Here is a 14,094-nt window from a genome sequence, read left to right as displayed (position 1 = left end):
ACCCCATGCTGATTTACAAGATCTTCCGCGATGCCGAATGGCAGGACCTGGTGACGGCGGGCGAGACCGCCGGCGCCCCCATCGACCTGGCCGACGGGTTCATCCACTTCTCCACCGCCGAGCAGGCCGCCGAGACGGCGGCGAAACACTTCGCCGGGGTCGAGGGGTTGGTGCTGGCCGCCTGCGACACCGACGAACTGGGCGAGGCCCTGACCTGGGAGGTGTCGCGCGGCGGCGCCCTCTTCCCCCACCTCTACCGGCGCCTGAAACTGTCGGAGGTGCAGACCCACTGGCCGCTGCCCCTGCAGGACGGCGCCCACGTCTTCCCCGAGGACATGGCATGAAAGCCAGCGGCGTGACCAGCACCACCGGCAGCGATATTCCCGGCGCCTGGGACCGGGGCGTGGAAAAGCTGGGCTTGATGGCCCTGCACCGGCTGGACCCGGAACGCGCCCACGGGCTGTCGATTTTCGCCCTGCGCAGCGGGCTGGCGCCCCTGCCCGGGCTGGTCACCTCCGACCGGCTGCGCACCTCCGTCGCGGGGCTGAACCTGGCGAACCCGCTGGGCCTCGCCGCTGGATACGACAAGAACGCCGAGGCGCTGGCGCCGCTGTCGCGCGCGGGCTTCGGCTTCATCGAGGTGGGCGCGGCCACGCCCCGCCCGCAGCCCGGCAACCCGAAGCCGCGCCTCTTCCGCCTGACCGAGGACCGGGGCGTGATCAACCGCTTCGGTTTCAACAACGAGGGGATAGAGGCGATCGCCACCCGGCTGGAATCCCGCCCCCGCGACGCGGTGATCGGCCTGAACCTAGGCGCCAACAAGGACAGCACCGACCGCGCGGGCGATTTCGCCGCCGTGCTGGCCCGCTGCGGCAGCACCCTGGATTTCGCCACGGTCAACGTCTCCTCGCCCAACACCGAGAAACTGCGCGACCTGCAGGGCAAGGCGGCGCTGACTGCCCTTCTGGAAGGGGTGCTGGCGACCCGCGACAGCCTCGACCGGCGCATCCCGATTTTCCTGAAGATCGCCCCCGATCTCGACGCCGAGGGCCTGTCGGACATCGCCGAGGTTGCCACCGCGCTCTCCCTCGATGGCGTCATCGCCACCAACACGACGCTGGCGCGCGAAGGCCTGCGCTCGGCCCACGGGGGCGAGACCGGCGGCCTGTCCGGCGCGCCTCTGTTCGAGAAGTCCACCCGCGTCCTGGCGCGCCTGTCGGAGCTGACCGAGGGCCGCGTGCCGCTGATCGGCGTGGGCGGGGTCTCCTCGGCTGAGCAGGCCTACCAGAAGATCCGCGCCGGCGCCTCGGCGGTGCAGCTCTACTCGGCGCTGGTCTACGAAGGTCTGTCGCTGGTGCCGCGCATCGCCGAAGGCCTGCATCAACTGCTCGCCCGGGACGGTTTCGCCAATGTGGCGGAGGCCGTGGGCACGGGCCGAAAGGACTGGCTGTGATCACCATCTGGCACAATCCCCGCTGTTCGAAATCCCGCCAGGCGCTGGCCCTGCTGGAAGAGGCCGGGGTGGATTTCACCACCCGCCGCTACCTGGACGAGCCGCCCAGCGAAGCGGAGCTGCGCGCCCTGCAGTCCCAGCTGGGCCTGCCCGCGATCGAGATGATGCGCACCAAGGAGGCCCTCTTCAAGGAGCTGGGTCTGACCCGGGAGACGCCCGAGGATCAACTGATCGCCGCCATGGCCGCCCATCCGAAGCTGATCGAACGCCCCGTCGTCATCACGGCCGACCGCGCCATTATCGCCCGCCCGCCGGAAAAGGCGCAGGACCTGCTCTGAGGCCCCGCCCCCTGTCATCGCCCCGGCGCGATGGCCAGGCTTGGGCGGCGGCGCTTGCAAGCGTCACCGTCCGGCCATGGGACGGGCCAGGCTGCGACTGCCACAGGACGGCCCACGCCCTCAGTCGAAGGTCGGCGCGCGGCCCTGCATGTTGGCGGCGATGACCTCTCTCTGGTCCTTGCCGCCGATCAGCGCGGCCTGTTCCCGGCTTTCCTCATAGAGAACCGTTTCCGCCGAAGCGCCGCTTTCGGCCAGCCCGATCAGGCGCTTCGCCGCGCGGGTGGCGGAAGGGCTGCGCCCGGCAATGGAGGCCGCCAGCGCCTCAGCCCGCGCCAGGGGATCTTCGGCCAGTTCGGTCACCAGCCCCCAGTCCAGCGCCTGCGCCGCCTCCACGGGCTCGGCGGTATAGGTCATCAGGCGCAGCACGTCGGACCGGATCAGCTGCGGCAGGATCACCATGCCGCCCATGTCGGGCACCAGGCCCCATTTCGCCTCCATGATCGCCAGCTGCGTCTCCGGATGCGCAATCCGTACATCGGCGGCGATGGCCAGTTGGAACCCGGCGCCGAAGGCCACCCCGTGCAGCGCGGCGATCACCGGCACCGGCAGGGCGCGCCAGACCAGGCAGAGCTGCTGGTAGAGGTTGCAGTCCCCATGGGTGCGCGGCATCACCCGCGCCTCCGGGTCCGTGCCGGCAAATTCGGCAAAGCTGGCCACGTCCAGCCCGGCGCAAAAGGCGCGCCCCTCGCCACGCATCAGCACGCACCGCACCTCGGTGCGCGCCATCAGGGCCTCGCCCGCCGCCGCCAGGGCCTCCGCCATGGGGGTGTCGACCGCATTCATCTTGTCCGACCGCACCAGGGTCACATGGGCCACGTGATCGCGGATCTCGACCGTGACGCGCGGGCTGCCCTCGGCGCCGAATGTCATCTGGTTTGCGCTCATGGATACTCCCTCCTCTGTTGCCGGGATCATCCGGTGCCGTCCGGCGCCTGTCGAGGGGCGGCGCGGCGGCAGCGGCACCTGCCTACGCAACGTCACGGCCGACACGTGCCCGTCGTGCCGCTGATCGGGGGCCCACTGGACGGTCCAGCGGACAGGGGGTGGCCCTACCCCCCTTCCCTTCTCGCAGGCTCCTCCCACCTCCTCATCGCGTCGGAAAACCCTCCCGGAAAGTCGCAATTGCGACATGCCCCGGGCGGCTTCTGACGGGCCCGAAAGGGCGCGCGCCGGTGCCGCATTCCGCTGCGTTCGATTCTTCTTGCGCCGCGCTGCAACCGCGGATTATGAGCCGCGCCATGACCACGAATGCCCGCTTCACGGCGCTTGCCGCCTCGCTGCCCTCGACCGTGCCCTTCACCGGCCCGGAGGAGATGGAACGCCGCCGTGGCGCGCCCTTCGCGGCACGCCTGGGCGCCAATGAAAACGGTTTCGGCCCCTCCCCCCGCGCCATTGCCGCGATGCAGGCGGCGGCGACCGAGATGTGGCAATACGGCGACCCCGCCAGCCATGACCTGCGCCAGGCGCTGGCCGCCCACTGGGGCTGCGGAGTGGACAATATCGTCGTCGGCACCGGCATCGACGGCCTGCTGGGGGAACTGGTCCGGCTGACCGTTAGCGCGGGCGAGGCGATCGTCACCTCGCTGGGCGCCTACCCGACCTTCAACTACCACGTCGCGGGCTTCGGCGGCCGGATCGAGACGGTGCCCTACCGCGACGACGCGGAGGACCTGCCGGCCCTTCTGGCGCGCGCCGCCCAAGTGGACGCCAAGCTGGTCTATTTCGCCAACCCCGACAATCCCATGGGCAGCTGGCAGCGCGGCGCGGACGTGGCCGCCGCACTCGACGCCCTGCCCGAGGGCTGCCTGCTGATCCTCGACGAAGCCTATGGTGAGTTCGCCCCCGAGGAAGCCAGCGTGCCCCTGGCCGTGGACGACCCGCGCGTGATCCGCATGCGCACCTTCTCCAAGGGCTACGGCCTGGCCGGTGCCCGCGTGGGCTATGCCCTGGCCGCGCCCGAGCTGATCTCGGCCTTCGACAAGGTCCGCAACCATTTCGGCATGAACCGCGGCGCCCAGGCCGCCGCGCTGGCCGCGCTGCAGGACCAGGACTGGCTGGCCCATGTGCGCGACGAGGTGACCCGCGCCCGGGACGAGATCGCCCGCATCGGCGCAGCCCAAGGGCTGACCGCCCTGCCCTCGGCCACCAATTTCGTCGCGCTGGACTGCGGCGGCGACGGGGCACGCGCCCGCGCCCTGGTCGCGGCCCTGGCCGAGGAAGGCGTCTTCGTGCGCATGCCCTTTGTAGCGCCCCAGGATCGCTGCATCCGCATCTCCTGCGGCCCCTCGGCCGATCTCGACGCGCTGGAAGCGGCCTTGCCCCGGGCGCTGGCACGCCTCGATCCCGTCGCCTGAGCGCCACCGGGCCGCAACCGCCGCCGTCCTGGTGATGGCGGGCGTCAACCTGCTGTGGATCTTCTTCGCCCTCTGGGCCGCCTGGGGCTTCGGCGCCGTGGTGGCCGCCGGTTACGCCCTGCATGTGGCGATCGAGGCGCTGCGGCGCCACCGCGCCCGCCGCGCCTGAAAAGGGCGCCAGCCTTGCGGCGGCGCCCCTCTCATGTCGCTATGGCCTCGTGACCTCAGAAGGCCACGGCACCGGGCTGGGCCACCACCTCGGCCGCCTTTTCCAGCGCGCCATGCCCGTGCGGGATCTGCAGAGCCTGAAGCCCCGCCTCGATCACGCCGACGGCGCCCAGCACCATGTGGGCGTTCAGGTGACCCATGTGGCCGATGCGGAAGAAGCCGGTGCCGTCGGGATCGTCCTCGGTCGACATGCCCAGTCCGATGCCCAGGGTCAGCCCGGCGTTCTCCGCCGTCCAGATCCGCAGCTTCTGGCCATTGCCGATGCCCAGCCCCAGAGCCGTCACCGCATGGCTGCGCAGGGCCGGATCGCTGACGTTCATCACCATGGCGCCGCCCTCCGCCCAGCGTTCGCAGGCCGCCCAGATCGCGCGGGCCAGCGTGGCGTGACGCGCCCAGACCCGCTCCATCCCTTCCTCGTGCAGCATGTCCAGCGCGGCGCGCAGACCGAAGAGGTGGTGCGTCGGAGAGGTGCCTCCGAAGTACTGATAGACCGCTTCCGGTTCGGTGCGCGGCACCCAGTCCCAGTAACGCGACACGCGCGGATTGGCGGCGCGAAACTCCTTCGCGCGGTCATTGAAGAAGACGAAGGACAGGCCCGGCGGCACCATCAGCCCCTTCTGGCTGCCGGTGATCGCCACGTCGACGCCCCAGGCATCCATGTGGAACTCGTCACAGGCCATGGAGGCGATGCAGTCGGCCATCAGCAGCGCCGGGTGATCGGCCGCATCCAGCGCGGCCCGCAGGGCGCGCGGATCGTTGCGGATCGAGGTGGCGGTGTCCACGTGGCTGAACATCACCGCCTTGATCTGGCGTTCTGTATCGGCGCGCAGCACCTCCTCGATGCGGTCGGCGTCGATGGTGGACTTGGTGCCGAAATCGACGATCTGCGGCACGATCCCAAGGCCCACGGCCATGTCGGCCCAGCCATGGGCAAACCGCCCCGTGGCCGGGATCAGCACCCGGTCGCCGGGCTGGAAGAGGTTCGACAGCGCCGCTTCCCAGGCGCCATGGCCATTGCAGATGTAGATCGCCGCCTCGCCGTCGGTTTTCGCCACCCGTTTCAGGTCGGGCACGATGCCTTCGACCAGGGTGACGATGTCGCCCTCGTAGATATTCGGCGCGGGCTGGTGCATGGCCTGCAGCACGGCATCGGGCATAACCGAGGGGCCGGGAATGGCGAGATAGGGGCGGCCATGGGCAAGGCTCATCTCTTGTCCTTTCGAGCTTTGGAATACACGTCCGGCGCGGGGCTGAAGCGGCCCCGCGCCGGCGGCCCGCCCAGCTTTAGCGCCGCTCCGGGCGAGGTCAATCCATCGCCCTGCCGCACCCTATCGCGCCCTGTCGCCGCCGCTGTGCAAATGGGCACCGCGACGCCCCGGTCTGGTTCAGCCTCGTGCCGCCTCCGCCTCCAGCGCCGGGTAGCGCAGGCCCAGGGTGATCCCCCGCGCGACGAAGCTGACGAGGAAGGCGGCCCAGAGACCGTGGTTGCCCATCACCGGCACCAGCACCATCACGGCGGCGATATAGACCAGAAGGCTCAGCGCCATCATGTTGCGCATGTCGCGGGCGCGGGTGGCCCCGATGAAGACCCCGTCGAGCATCCATGAGGCAAAGCCCAGAACAGGCACGGCCACCATCCAGGGCAGGAAACGGCGCGCGGCCTCGCGGACCTCCGGCGCCGTGGTCATCAGGTCGATCACTGCACCGCCCAGCAGGGCGAAGGCCAGCGCCATCAGCACCGCGATCGCCGCGCCCCAGGTGCCCGACAGAAGGACCGACCGGCGCAGGCCCGTGCGGTCGCGCCGCCCCATGGCCTGGCCCACCAGGGCCTCGGCGGCGAAGGCGAAACCGTCCAGCGCATAGGCGGTGATTTCCAGGAACTGCAACAGCACCTGGTTCGCCGCCAGCTGCACGTCGCCGAAATCCGCGCCCAGGAACATGAAGGAAATGAAGATCCCCTGCAGCATCAGCGACCGCAGCAGGATATCACGATTGACCAGGGCCATGTGGCGCAGGCGCCTCGGATCGAAGACCCGCGCCCAGTCGCGCCAGGCCGGCACCCGGAAGGCCGCACGGCACAGCCAGAACCCCAGGGCCAGTCCCGACCATTCCGCGATGAAGGTGGCGGCCGCCACCCCTTCGACGCCCCAGTCCAGACCCAGCACGAAGATCAGATCGAGAGTGATGTTGATCAGGTTCATCCCCACCTGCAGGACCAGCACGCCCGTGGTGCGCTCCTGCGCGATCAGCCAGCCGGTGACGCCATAGATCCCGATGGCCGCAGGCGCCGACAGCACGCGGATCGCCATGTAGGCGCGGGCCATCTCCTCAACCTCGGCGCTGGCGGGCGAGGCCTTAAAGGCCAGCCAGAACAGCGGCAGCTGCAGCGCGATGATCGCCAGCCCGGCGCCCAGCCCGATGATCAGGGCGCGGGTCAGCAGGGCCGCGACCTCCGCCCGGTCCCCGGCCCCGGCAGCATTGGCCGTCAGCCCGGTGGTGCCCATCCGCAGGAAGCCGAAGATCCAGTAAAGCGCGGCCAGCACGATGGCCCCGATGCCCACGGCCCCGATCGGCGCGGCCTCCCCCATCTGGCCGATGACGCCGGTGTCCACCGCGCCCAGGATCGGCACCGTGGCATTTGACAGCACCACCGGCACGGCGATCTTCAGCACGCGCGCATGGGTCAGCTGACGCGGGCTCTCGCCCTCCGGCAGCACATCCGCGCCGGGCAGCGGCGTCACGCGGCGCCCTCACCCTGGGGGGTGTCACGCGGCGGGAGGGGCATGCGGAAATGCGCCGTGGCCTGGGCGATGGGACGGGTGCGGTTGTCCTGCCAGGCCTCGACCCGGACGGAGGCATAGCGGCGGCCCGAGCGGGTCACCTCGGCGCGGGCATAGGCATCGCGTGGCAGGCCGGAGCGCAGATAGTCGACGGTAATGCCGATGGTCTTCGGCAGGCGGGGCAACTGCCCGCCGGCCACCGCCTCAGGGTCCAGCACGCCGCTTTCGAACTGCGGCCAGTAATGCGCCCAGGCCAGGCCGATCACCGCCGTCACCTCCAGGAAGGCGGCGGTGGCGCCACCGTGCAGGGCGGGCAGCTCGGGGTTGCCGATCAGCTTCTCGTCGAAGGGCATCACGGCCGTCAGCTCATCCCCGCGCCGGTCGAAATGCAGACCGAGAAAGCCGATGTAGGGCACGGCGGAGACCAGCGCCTGAAGTGCGGCATCGCGCCGCTGCTTGATGACCTGGACGGGTTCGGGGGGACGATGCGGGCTCATGCCATGTCCTCCCGCTTGGTAAAGGTGAAGGCCCCGGCGGCGGTGGCCACCGGATTGTCGTCGTCGTCATCCAGGGCGCGCGCCCGCACGAAGGCCACCGACCGTGTGACATGGGTGCATTCCGCCTCGGCCCGCAGGGCCTGGCCCGGCACGGCGGGGCGCATGTAGTCGATGCGCAGATCCAGGGTCGCCGTCAGCCCGGCCATTTCGGGATGGCTCATGACGGCAGCGCCGCAGGTCGTGTCCAGCAAGGCCGAAACGGCCCCGCCCGACATCACCCCCGTCTCGGGATCGCCGATCAACCGCTCGTCATACGGCATGGAGAAGGTGGCCCTGCCGGGCCCGATCCGTACCACCGACATGCCGAGCGCCCGGGCATGGGGCAGGCTGGAAATGAATTGCCGCGCGATCTCAAGCGCCTGGGTCTCGTCCATGGGGTCCTCTCGTGCCTCTGGCCCCGAGGAAGACAGGCGCCGATCGCCGGCGCCCTGGGGCCACGGCGGGCATCAAACCTCCGATCCGCGCCGGGGGCAAGCACCGCGCTGTTGCCCTTCGCCCCGGCGACGCATAGTTTCGGGAGTAGACAATTCCATACCGCATGGCCCCGATGACCCATCAGTTCGCCTCCGACAGCTCCGCCGCCGATGCCGACGCCCGTCTCAGCTTCAAGGAGATGTGCGAGAAATTCGAGGTGACACCGCGTACCCTGCGCTACTACGAGTACATCGAGTTGCTGCAGCCCGAGCGCGAGGGCCGATCACGGTTCTACACCGCGCGGGAAATCGCGCGGATGACCCTGATCATGCGCGGTCGCCGCTTCGGGTTCAGCCTGGAGGAAATCCGTCAGTGGCTGGAGATGCGCGAACAGCAGGGATCCGAGGCGCAAATGCGCGTCTGGATCGAGATGGCCGACCGCCAGATGACCGAACTGGCCGAACAGCGTCGCCAGATCGACGAGGCGATGGACGAGCTGCGCCAGCTGCGGGACGCCACCAAGTCAGAACTGGACCCCGGCTGACCCCATCGGCCCGGCCGCCCAGCTCCCTTGGTTCGAATCGAACTGCATCCGTGAGGCTGCGGCATGCGCCTGCCCGGCAGGTGCCTGAGCGCCAATGGGCCGATAGGCCGGGGAAGGAAATTGCGCGGCGACAGCGCCGATGCGGCTTATCTTACGTCATTTGGCAAGTGACGTGACGTATCACTTACGTCAACTTAGATCAGCGTTGTATCGAGAGGAAAGCCCCGGCATTTCCTACCAAATGATAAAAAATTCTGAGTGGGTGGAGATGACGGACACCGATGATCTGATGACGATCCGCGCCATGTGCGATGCCTTCGAGGTAACCCCGCGCACGCTGCGGTTCTATGAAGCGAAGGAGCTGCTCTTTCCGATCCGTGAGGGCCAGAAACGGCTTTTCACGCGGCGCGACCGGGCCCGGCTGAAACTGATCCTGCGCGGCAAGCGCTTTGGCTTCAGCCTGGAGGAGATCCGGCAGTTGCTCGACCTGTACGACATGGGCGACCAGCAACAGACCCAGCTGACCAAGACCCTAGAAGTGGCGCGCGAGCGGCTGCATTCCATGGAGGCGCAGCGGGATGAGCTGAACCTGGCGATCGGCGAGCTGAAAGAGCAGATGGATTGGGTGGCAAACGTGATTGCCTCGATGAAGGCAAGCGACGCCGCTGAGTAAACGCCCGGACTGCGCCTGCATCCGGGTGGGAACGCGAAGGGAGAGAGAACATGCCCAGCTATACCGGCCCCGTCGAGGACCTGCAGTTCGTTCTGCACGAGGTCCTGAAGATCTCGGAACAGGATGTTCCGGGCTATGACGAGCTTGATGCCGAGTTCACCGGCGCCATCCTCGGGGAGGCCGCCAAGATCTCCTCCGAGGTGATCGCGCCGCTGAACACGGTGGGCGACCAGGAAGGCGTGACCATGGAGAACGGCGTGGTCCGCACGCCGACCGGGTTCAAGGAGGCCTTCGACCAGCTGCGCGAGGGCGGCTGGACCGGGCTCGACTGCGACCCCGAATACGGCGGCCAGGGCATGCCCTACCTGATGCAGGTGGCCACCGGCGAGATGTTCTCGGCCGCCAATCAGGCCTTCATGATGTACCCGGGCCTGACCCACGGCGCCTATTCCGCCATCCACGCCCACGGCACGGATGAGCAGAAGGCGAAGTGGCTGCCGAAGATGGTCAGCTGCGAATGGACCGGCACCATGAACCTGACCGAGCCCCATTGCGGCACGGATCTGGGCCTGATGCGCACCAAGGCCGAACCGCAGGACAACGGCACCTACAAGATCACCGGGCAGAAGATCTTCATCTCCGCCGGCGATCACGACATGGCGGACAACATCATCCACCTGGTGCTGGCCAAGATCCCCGGCGGCCCCGACGGCATCAAGGGTGTCTCGCTCTTCATCGTGCCGAAGTTCCTCGTCGATGACGAAGGCACCATCGGCGCCCGCAACGGTGTCTCCGTCGGCAAGGTCGAGGAGAAGATGGGCATCCACGGCAATGCCACCTGCGTGATGAACTACGACGAGGCCGAAGGCTACCTGCTGGGCGAGGCCCACAAGGGCATGCGCGCCATGTTCACCATGATGAACGAGGCCCGCCTGGGCGTCGGCATGCAGGGCCTTAGCCAGGCCGTGGCCGCCTATCAGAACGCCGTGATCTACGCCAAGGACCGCCTGCAGGGGCGTGACGTGACCGGGGTGAAGAACCCCGACGGCCCCGCCGATCCGATCATCGTGCACCCCGACGTGCGCCGCATGCTGATGGACCAGAAGAGCTTCATCGAGGGCGCCCGCGCCTTTGGCCTCTGGGGCGGCACCATGCTGGACCGCGCGCATCGCAACCAGGACGACGAGGCCGAGGGGCTGATCTCGCTGCTGACCCCGGTGCTGAAGGGCTTCCTGACCGACCAGGGCTTCGACATGACCGTGCAGGCCCAGCAGGTCTACGGCGGCCATGGCTACATCGAGGAATGGGGCATGTCGCAGTTCACCCGCGACGCGCGCATCACCCAGATCTACGAAGGCGCCAACGGCGTGCAGGCGCTGGACCTTGTGGGCCGGAAACTGTCATCGGGCGGCGGCAAGCCTGCCATGGCGCTGTTCCAGATGATCAAGGACTTCTGCAAGGAGGCCGCGGCCCAGGACGAGGAAATCGCCAAGGAATTCGTCGAGCCCCTGAAGACCGCCTCGAAGCAGCTGCAGGAAGCGGCGATGTACTTCATGCAGTCGATGAAGACGCCGAACAATGCGCTGGCCGGGTCCTATGACTTCATGCACATGTTCGGCCATGTCTGCCTGGGCTACGTCTGGACCCAGATGGCGCTGGCCGCCAAGGCCAAGCTGGCCGCCGGTGAAGGCAATGCCGAGTTCTACGAGACCAAGCTGGTCACGGGCCGCTACTACATGGCGCGCCGCCTGCCGGCCTGCTCCATGCACCTCAGCCGCATCCTGTCGGGCGCCGACACGGTGATGTCGCTGGACGCCGAGGCCTTCTGATCCGGCCCCGCGCCTCCCGTCCGGGGGCGCGGGCCAATCCACCACGACCAAGCCCACTCACGGGCGAGGGCGCGCGACCGGGGATGGCCGCGCGCCCTCATTTTTTGATCGCGTGCCGGAAGCCCCCTCCCCCGGATCGGGTCGTGACGATCGAGGGAAGACAGCCCGCGCCCGCTGCGCTAGGTCTGGACCATGCCAAAGCGTTTCCGCCTGACCCGCCGCTTTCCCGCCGCCATGACCGAGGACGGCTACCGCCGCCTGCGCCGCTTTGCCCGCGAGGCCGGGCTGGACGAGGGCGAGGCCCTCTCCTTCCTGTTCGAGAATTTCGACAGCGTGACCGACGAGGAGAACCTCACCCACCGGCTGCGGGTTTTCAACTCCGAGCTGGAATCGCGCAAGCGCTAGGGCGCCGCGCTGCCGCAGTGTCGCGCCTGTGGCGCGGGATCGACGCCTCCGGCGGGAGTATTTTTGACGACGTGAAGACAGGGGCGGCAGGCGCAGGCGGGCCACCGCGGCGCGAACTCGGCCCGGGGGACCCGCCCCTGTCCAAAGTCCGCCGCACCACACCCCGGCGCCGCGCGTGATCCACCCCGGCCCGCTCCACCGGATTGGTGACCGGATCTGTCGGACCGGGGCTTCACCTCGTGCGCCCATCGGCTCTCCAGCCTGTTGCGCGGGATCCAGTCTTGGGCGAACGTCGTTAAGAGAGAGTGAAGACGGTGGAGGCCCCCCTGTCTTCATCTCGTCTGAAATACTCCACGGGGGTGCGGGGGTGTGAAACCCCCGCGGCGAAACGACTGCAAGGAGGAGACGCAGATGACCATGAAGCTGCATTGTTTCGGAGAAAGCGGCAACGCCTACAAGGCGGCCCTGCCGCTGGAGCTGTCGGGCCTGGACTGGGAGCCGGTGAAGGTCGACTTCTTCGGCGGAGAGACCCGCAGCCCGACCTATGCGGATCTGAACATCATGGCCGAGGCGCCGGTGCTGCAGGACGGCGATCTGACCCTGACCCAGTCGGGGGTGATCCAGATGTATATCACCGAGAAGACCGGCAAGTTCGGCGGCAGCACGCCGGAAGAGGCGCGCGAGGTCATGCGCTGGTGCTTCTGGGACAATCACAAGCTGTCCAGCCAGGCCGGCATGCTGCGCTTCCAGATGAATTTCCTGCCGGAGGACAAGCGCAACCCGGAGGTCATCGCCTTCATGGGGGCGCGGCTGAAGGCCGTCTTCCAGACACTGAACCAGGCGCTGCAGGGGCGCGACTGGCTCGTGGGCGACGGGCCGACCAATGCCGATTTCTCCTGCTGCGGCTATCTGTTCTATCCCGAGCCCTTCACCTTCGTCCGCGAGGACTGGCCGGAGATCGACCGCTGGCTGGGCAATATCGAGGCGCTGCCGGGCTGGAAGCATCCCTATGACCTGATGCCCGGCCACCCGTCCGACCGCGCGGGCTGAGCCGCGCTTCGCCGGGCGGGGCTCCCCTGCCCGGCAAAGCCCCTCGCGCCGCCCACGGTTGACGTGGACGTGGCGGCACGTCAGCGAAACTCACGCAACGTCGCGATGGAAATACGCGGCCTCTGCCCTGAGACTGCACGCGAACGGGAGGCGGAGGAGCCGGCCCGCATTTCAAGGAAGGAGCTGAGGATCCCATGACCGAAGCCTATATCTACGATGCCGTGCGCAGCCCGCGCGGCAAGGGCCGCAAGGACGGCAGCCTGCACGAGGTGACCTCGGTCGCGCTCGGCAAGCAGATGCTGAACGCGATCAAGGATCGTTCGGGCCTGGACGGCCATGCGGTCGAGGACGTGATCTGGGGCAATGCCACCCAGGCGTTCGAGCAGGGCGGCTGCCTGGCGCGGACCACCGTGCTGGCCTCGGAGCTGGACGAACGCATCCCGGGCCTGTCGATCAACCGCTTCTGCGCCTCCGGCATGGAAGCCGTGAACCTGGCCGCCAACCAGGTGAAGGGCGGCGCGGGCGAGGCCTATATCGCGGGCGGCGTGGAATGCATGTCCCGCGTGGCCATGGGCAGCGACGGCGCCGCCGTGGCCATCGACCCGACCGTGGCGATGGAAAGCTACTTCGTCCCCCAGGGCATCAGCGCCGACATCATCGCCACCGAATACGGGTTCTCGCGCGATGACGTCGACAGCTTCGCCATGGAAAGCCAGCGCCGCGCCGGTGTCGCCTGGGAAGAAAACCGTTTCGAAAAGTCGATCATCACCATCCGCGACGTGAACGGCCTGCCGATCCTGGACCATGACGAATACATGCGCCCGGGCACCGACATGCAAACGCTCGGCGGTCTGAAGCCCGCCTTCAAGGACATGGGTGAGACCATGCCCGGCTTCGACAAGGTCGCCATGCTGAAGTATCCGCACCTGGAGGCGATCAACCACGTGCACCACGCAGGCAACTCCTCGGGCATCGTGGACGGCTCGGCGGCCATCCTCGTGGGGTCGAAGGAATTCGGCGAGAAATACGGGCTGAAGCCCCGCGCCCGCATCCGCGCCACCGCCAAGATCGGCACCGATCCGACCATCATGCTGACCGGCCCCGTCCCCGCGACCGAGCGGGTGCTGAAGGCCGCAGGCATGGAGATCGGCGACATCGACCTCTTCGAGGTGAACGAGGCGTTTTCCTCGGTCGTGCTGCGCTTCATGCAGGCCTTCGACGTGGATCATTCCAAGCTGAACACCTGCGGCGGTGCCATCGCCATGGGTCACCCGCTGGGCGCATCGGGCGCCATCATCATCGGCACCCTGCTGGACGAGCTGGAACGCACCGGCAAGTCCACCGGCCTGGCCACGCTTTGCGTCGCCTCGGGCATGGGTGCCGCGACCGTCATCGAACTGGTGTAAGGG

At 68.4% G+C, this 14,094-nt stretch carries 16 protein-coding genes; 11 read left to right on the top strand and 5 right to left on the bottom strand.

The window, feature by feature from the left end:
* The first annotated feature begins 5 nt into the window (after nt 1–5).
* The 3 genes from CVM50_RS02725 (at nt 6) to arsC (ending at nt 1,791) form a co-directional block, all read left to right on the top strand.
* Nucleotides 6–344, top strand: coding sequence for a DUF952 domain-containing protein (locus tag CVM50_RS02725; RefSeq protein ID WP_085886235.1), 339 nt, complete (start codon nt 6–8; stop codon nt 342–344).
* Nucleotides 345–421: 77 nt separating this feature from the next.
* Entirely contained in the window at nt 422–1,453 is a 1,032-nt protein-coding gene (locus CVM50_RS02720) for a quinone-dependent dihydroorotate dehydrogenase (RefSeq protein WP_232618147.1), read from the top strand.
* Nucleotides 1,450–1,791, top strand: a complete 342-nt coding sequence (arsC, locus tag CVM50_RS02715) for an arsenate reductase (glutaredoxin) (RefSeq protein ID WP_085886237.1) — start codon at nt 1,450–1,452, stop codon at nt 1,789–1,791. The genes CVM50_RS02720 and arsC overlap by 4 nt, the downstream gene beginning before the upstream one ends.
* 120 nt (nt 1,792–1,911) lie before the next feature.
* On the opposite strand, the gene CVM50_RS02710 is transcribed toward arsC, so the two are convergent.
* A complete protein-coding gene (locus CVM50_RS02710) occupies nt 1,912–2,736 on the bottom strand; it encodes a crotonase/enoyl-CoA hydratase family protein (protein ID WP_085886238.1) in 825 nt (274 codons plus the stop codon).
* 353 nt (nt 2,737–3,089) lie between these two features.
* Between CVM50_RS02710 and CVM50_RS02705 the strand changes: the two genes are divergently transcribed.
* Both CVM50_RS02705 and CVM50_RS22135 read left to right on the top strand, forming a co-directional pair.
* On the top strand, nt 3,090–4,205 hold the full coding sequence (locus CVM50_RS02705; RefSeq protein WP_085886624.1) for a pyridoxal phosphate-dependent aminotransferase: 1,116 nt from the start codon (nt 3,090–3,092) through the stop codon (nt 4,203–4,205).
* 34 nt (nt 4,206–4,239) lie between these two features.
* On the top strand, nt 4,240–4,374 hold the full coding sequence (locus CVM50_RS22135; protein ID WP_268808197.1) for a hypothetical protein: 135 nt from the start codon (nt 4,240–4,242) through the stop codon (nt 4,372–4,374).
* 55 nt (nt 4,375–4,429) lie between these two features.
* On the opposite strand, the gene CVM50_RS02700 is transcribed toward CVM50_RS22135, so the two are convergent.
* From CVM50_RS02700 to CVM50_RS02685, 4 genes are all read right to left on the bottom strand, one after another.
* On the bottom strand, nt 4,430–5,641 hold the full coding sequence (locus tag CVM50_RS02700) for a pyridoxal-phosphate-dependent aminotransferase family protein (RefSeq protein WP_085886239.1): 1,212 nt from the start codon (nt 5,639–5,641) through the stop codon (nt 4,430–4,432).
* A 177-nt stretch (nt 5,642–5,818) separates the two neighbouring features.
* Nucleotides 5,819–7,174 (bottom strand): MATE family efflux transporter, encoded by a 1,356-nt coding sequence (locus CVM50_RS02695; protein ID WP_085886240.1) that lies wholly within the window; start codon nt 7,172–7,174, stop codon nt 5,819–5,821.
* Nucleotides 7,171–7,710, bottom strand: coding sequence for a PaaI family thioesterase (locus CVM50_RS02690; protein ID WP_085886241.1), 540 nt, complete (start codon nt 7,708–7,710; stop codon nt 7,171–7,173). The genes CVM50_RS02695 and CVM50_RS02690 overlap by 4 nt, the downstream gene beginning before the upstream one ends.
* The gene (locus CVM50_RS02685) at nt 7,707–8,144 is read right to left on the bottom strand and encodes a PaaI family thioesterase (RefSeq protein WP_085886242.1); all 438 of its coding nucleotides are present in this window, start codon (nt 8,142–8,144) and stop codon (nt 7,707–7,709) included. The genes CVM50_RS02690 and CVM50_RS02685 overlap by 4 nt, the downstream gene beginning before the upstream one ends.
* Before the next feature lie 173 nt (nt 8,145–8,317).
* Between CVM50_RS02685 and CVM50_RS02680 the strand changes: the two genes are divergently transcribed.
* The 6 genes from CVM50_RS02680 to CVM50_RS02655 all read left to right on the top strand — a co-directional run bounded on the left by CVM50_RS02680 (nt 8,318) and on the right by CVM50_RS02655 (nt 14,091).
* A complete protein-coding gene (locus tag CVM50_RS02680; protein WP_085886625.1) occupies nt 8,318–8,728 on the top strand; it encodes a MerR family transcriptional regulator in 411 nt (136 codons plus the stop codon).
* A 268-nt stretch (nt 8,729–8,996) separates the two neighbouring features.
* Entirely contained in the window at nt 8,997–9,401 is a 405-nt protein-coding gene (locus CVM50_RS02675) for a MerR family transcriptional regulator (protein WP_085886243.1), read from the top strand.
* Between the two features lie 50 nt (nt 9,402–9,451).
* Nucleotides 9,452–11,230 (top strand): acyl-CoA dehydrogenase C-terminal domain-containing protein, encoded by a 1,779-nt coding sequence (locus CVM50_RS02670; protein WP_085886244.1) that lies wholly within the window; start codon nt 9,452–9,454, stop codon nt 11,228–11,230.
* A gap of 192 nt (nt 11,231–11,422) precedes the next feature.
* A complete protein-coding gene (locus CVM50_RS02665) occupies nt 11,423–11,635 on the top strand; it encodes a hypothetical protein (RefSeq protein WP_085886245.1) in 213 nt (70 codons plus the stop codon).
* A 411-nt stretch (nt 11,636–12,046) separates the two neighbouring features.
* Nucleotides 12,047–12,685, top strand: a complete 639-nt coding sequence (locus tag CVM50_RS02660) for a glutathione S-transferase family protein (protein ID WP_085886246.1) — start codon at nt 12,047–12,049, stop codon at nt 12,683–12,685.
* A gap of 194 nt (nt 12,686–12,879) precedes the next feature.
* Nucleotides 12,880–14,091: an acetyl-CoA C-acetyltransferase gene (locus CVM50_RS02655; RefSeq protein WP_085886247.1), complete on the top strand. Its 1,212-nt coding sequence runs from the start codon at nt 12,880–12,882 to the stop codon at nt 14,089–14,091.
* Nucleotides 14,092–14,094: the final 3 nt, after the last annotated feature.

Origin of the sequence: Pseudooceanicola marinus (assembly GCF_002786295.1) — a bacterium.
GTDB classification, from domain to species: domain Bacteria; phylum Pseudomonadota; class Alphaproteobacteria; order Rhodobacterales; family Rhodobacteraceae; genus Pseudooceanicola; species Pseudooceanicola marinus.
The sequence above is the reverse complement of the archived record's forward strand: the minus strand, read 5'-3'. Positions and strand labels throughout refer to the sequence as shown.

Bases quoted from the DNA above. Each gene is read 5' to 3' on its own strand.
- CVM50_RS02685 (WP_085886242.1), bottom strand. From the start codon at position 8,144: ATGGACGAGACCCAGGCGCTTGAGATCGCGCGGCAATTCATTTCCAGC.
- CVM50_RS02680 (WP_085886625.1), top strand. From the start codon at position 8,318: ATGACCCATCAGTTCGCCTCCGACAGCTCCGCCGCCGATGCCGACGCC.
- CVM50_RS02665 (WP_085886245.1), top strand. From the start codon at position 11,423: ATGCCAAAGCGTTTCCGCCTGACCCGCCGCTTTCCCGCCGCCATGACC.
- CVM50_RS02675 (WP_085886243.1), top strand. From the start codon at position 8,997: ATGACGGACACCGATGATCTGATGACGATCCGCGCCATGTGCGATGCC.
- CVM50_RS02655 (WP_085886247.1), top strand. From the start codon at position 12,880: ATGACCGAAGCCTATATCTACGATGCCGTGCGCAGCCCGCGCGGCAAG.
- CVM50_RS02660 (WP_085886246.1), top strand. From the start codon at position 12,047: ATGACCATGAAGCTGCATTGTTTCGGAGAAAGCGGCAACGCCTACAAG.
- CVM50_RS02700 (WP_085886239.1), bottom strand. From the start codon at position 5,641: ATGAGCCTTGCCCATGGCCGCCCCTATCTCGCCATTCCCGGCCCCTCG.
- CVM50_RS22135 (WP_268808197.1), top strand. From the start codon at position 4,240: ATGGCGGGCGTCAACCTGCTGTGGATCTTCTTCGCCCTCTGGGCCGCC.
- CVM50_RS02710 (WP_085886238.1), bottom strand. From the start codon at position 2,736: ATGAGCGCAAACCAGATGACATTCGGCGCCGAGGGCAGCCCGCGCGTC.
- CVM50_RS02705 (WP_085886624.1), top strand. From the start codon at position 3,090: ATGACCACGAATGCCCGCTTCACGGCGCTTGCCGCCTCGCTGCCCTCG.
- CVM50_RS02690 (WP_085886241.1), bottom strand. From the start codon at position 7,710: ATGAGCCCGCATCGTCCCCCCGAACCCGTCCAGGTCATCAAGCAGCGG.
- CVM50_RS02670 (WP_085886244.1), top strand. From the start codon at position 9,452: ATGCCCAGCTATACCGGCCCCGTCGAGGACCTGCAGTTCGTTCTGCAC.
- CVM50_RS02725 (WP_085886235.1), top strand. From the start codon at position 6: ATGCTGATTTACAAGATCTTCCGCGATGCCGAATGGCAGGACCTGGTG.
- CVM50_RS02720 (WP_232618147.1), top strand. From the start codon at position 422: ATGGCCCTGCACCGGCTGGACCCGGAACGCGCCCACGGGCTGTCGATT.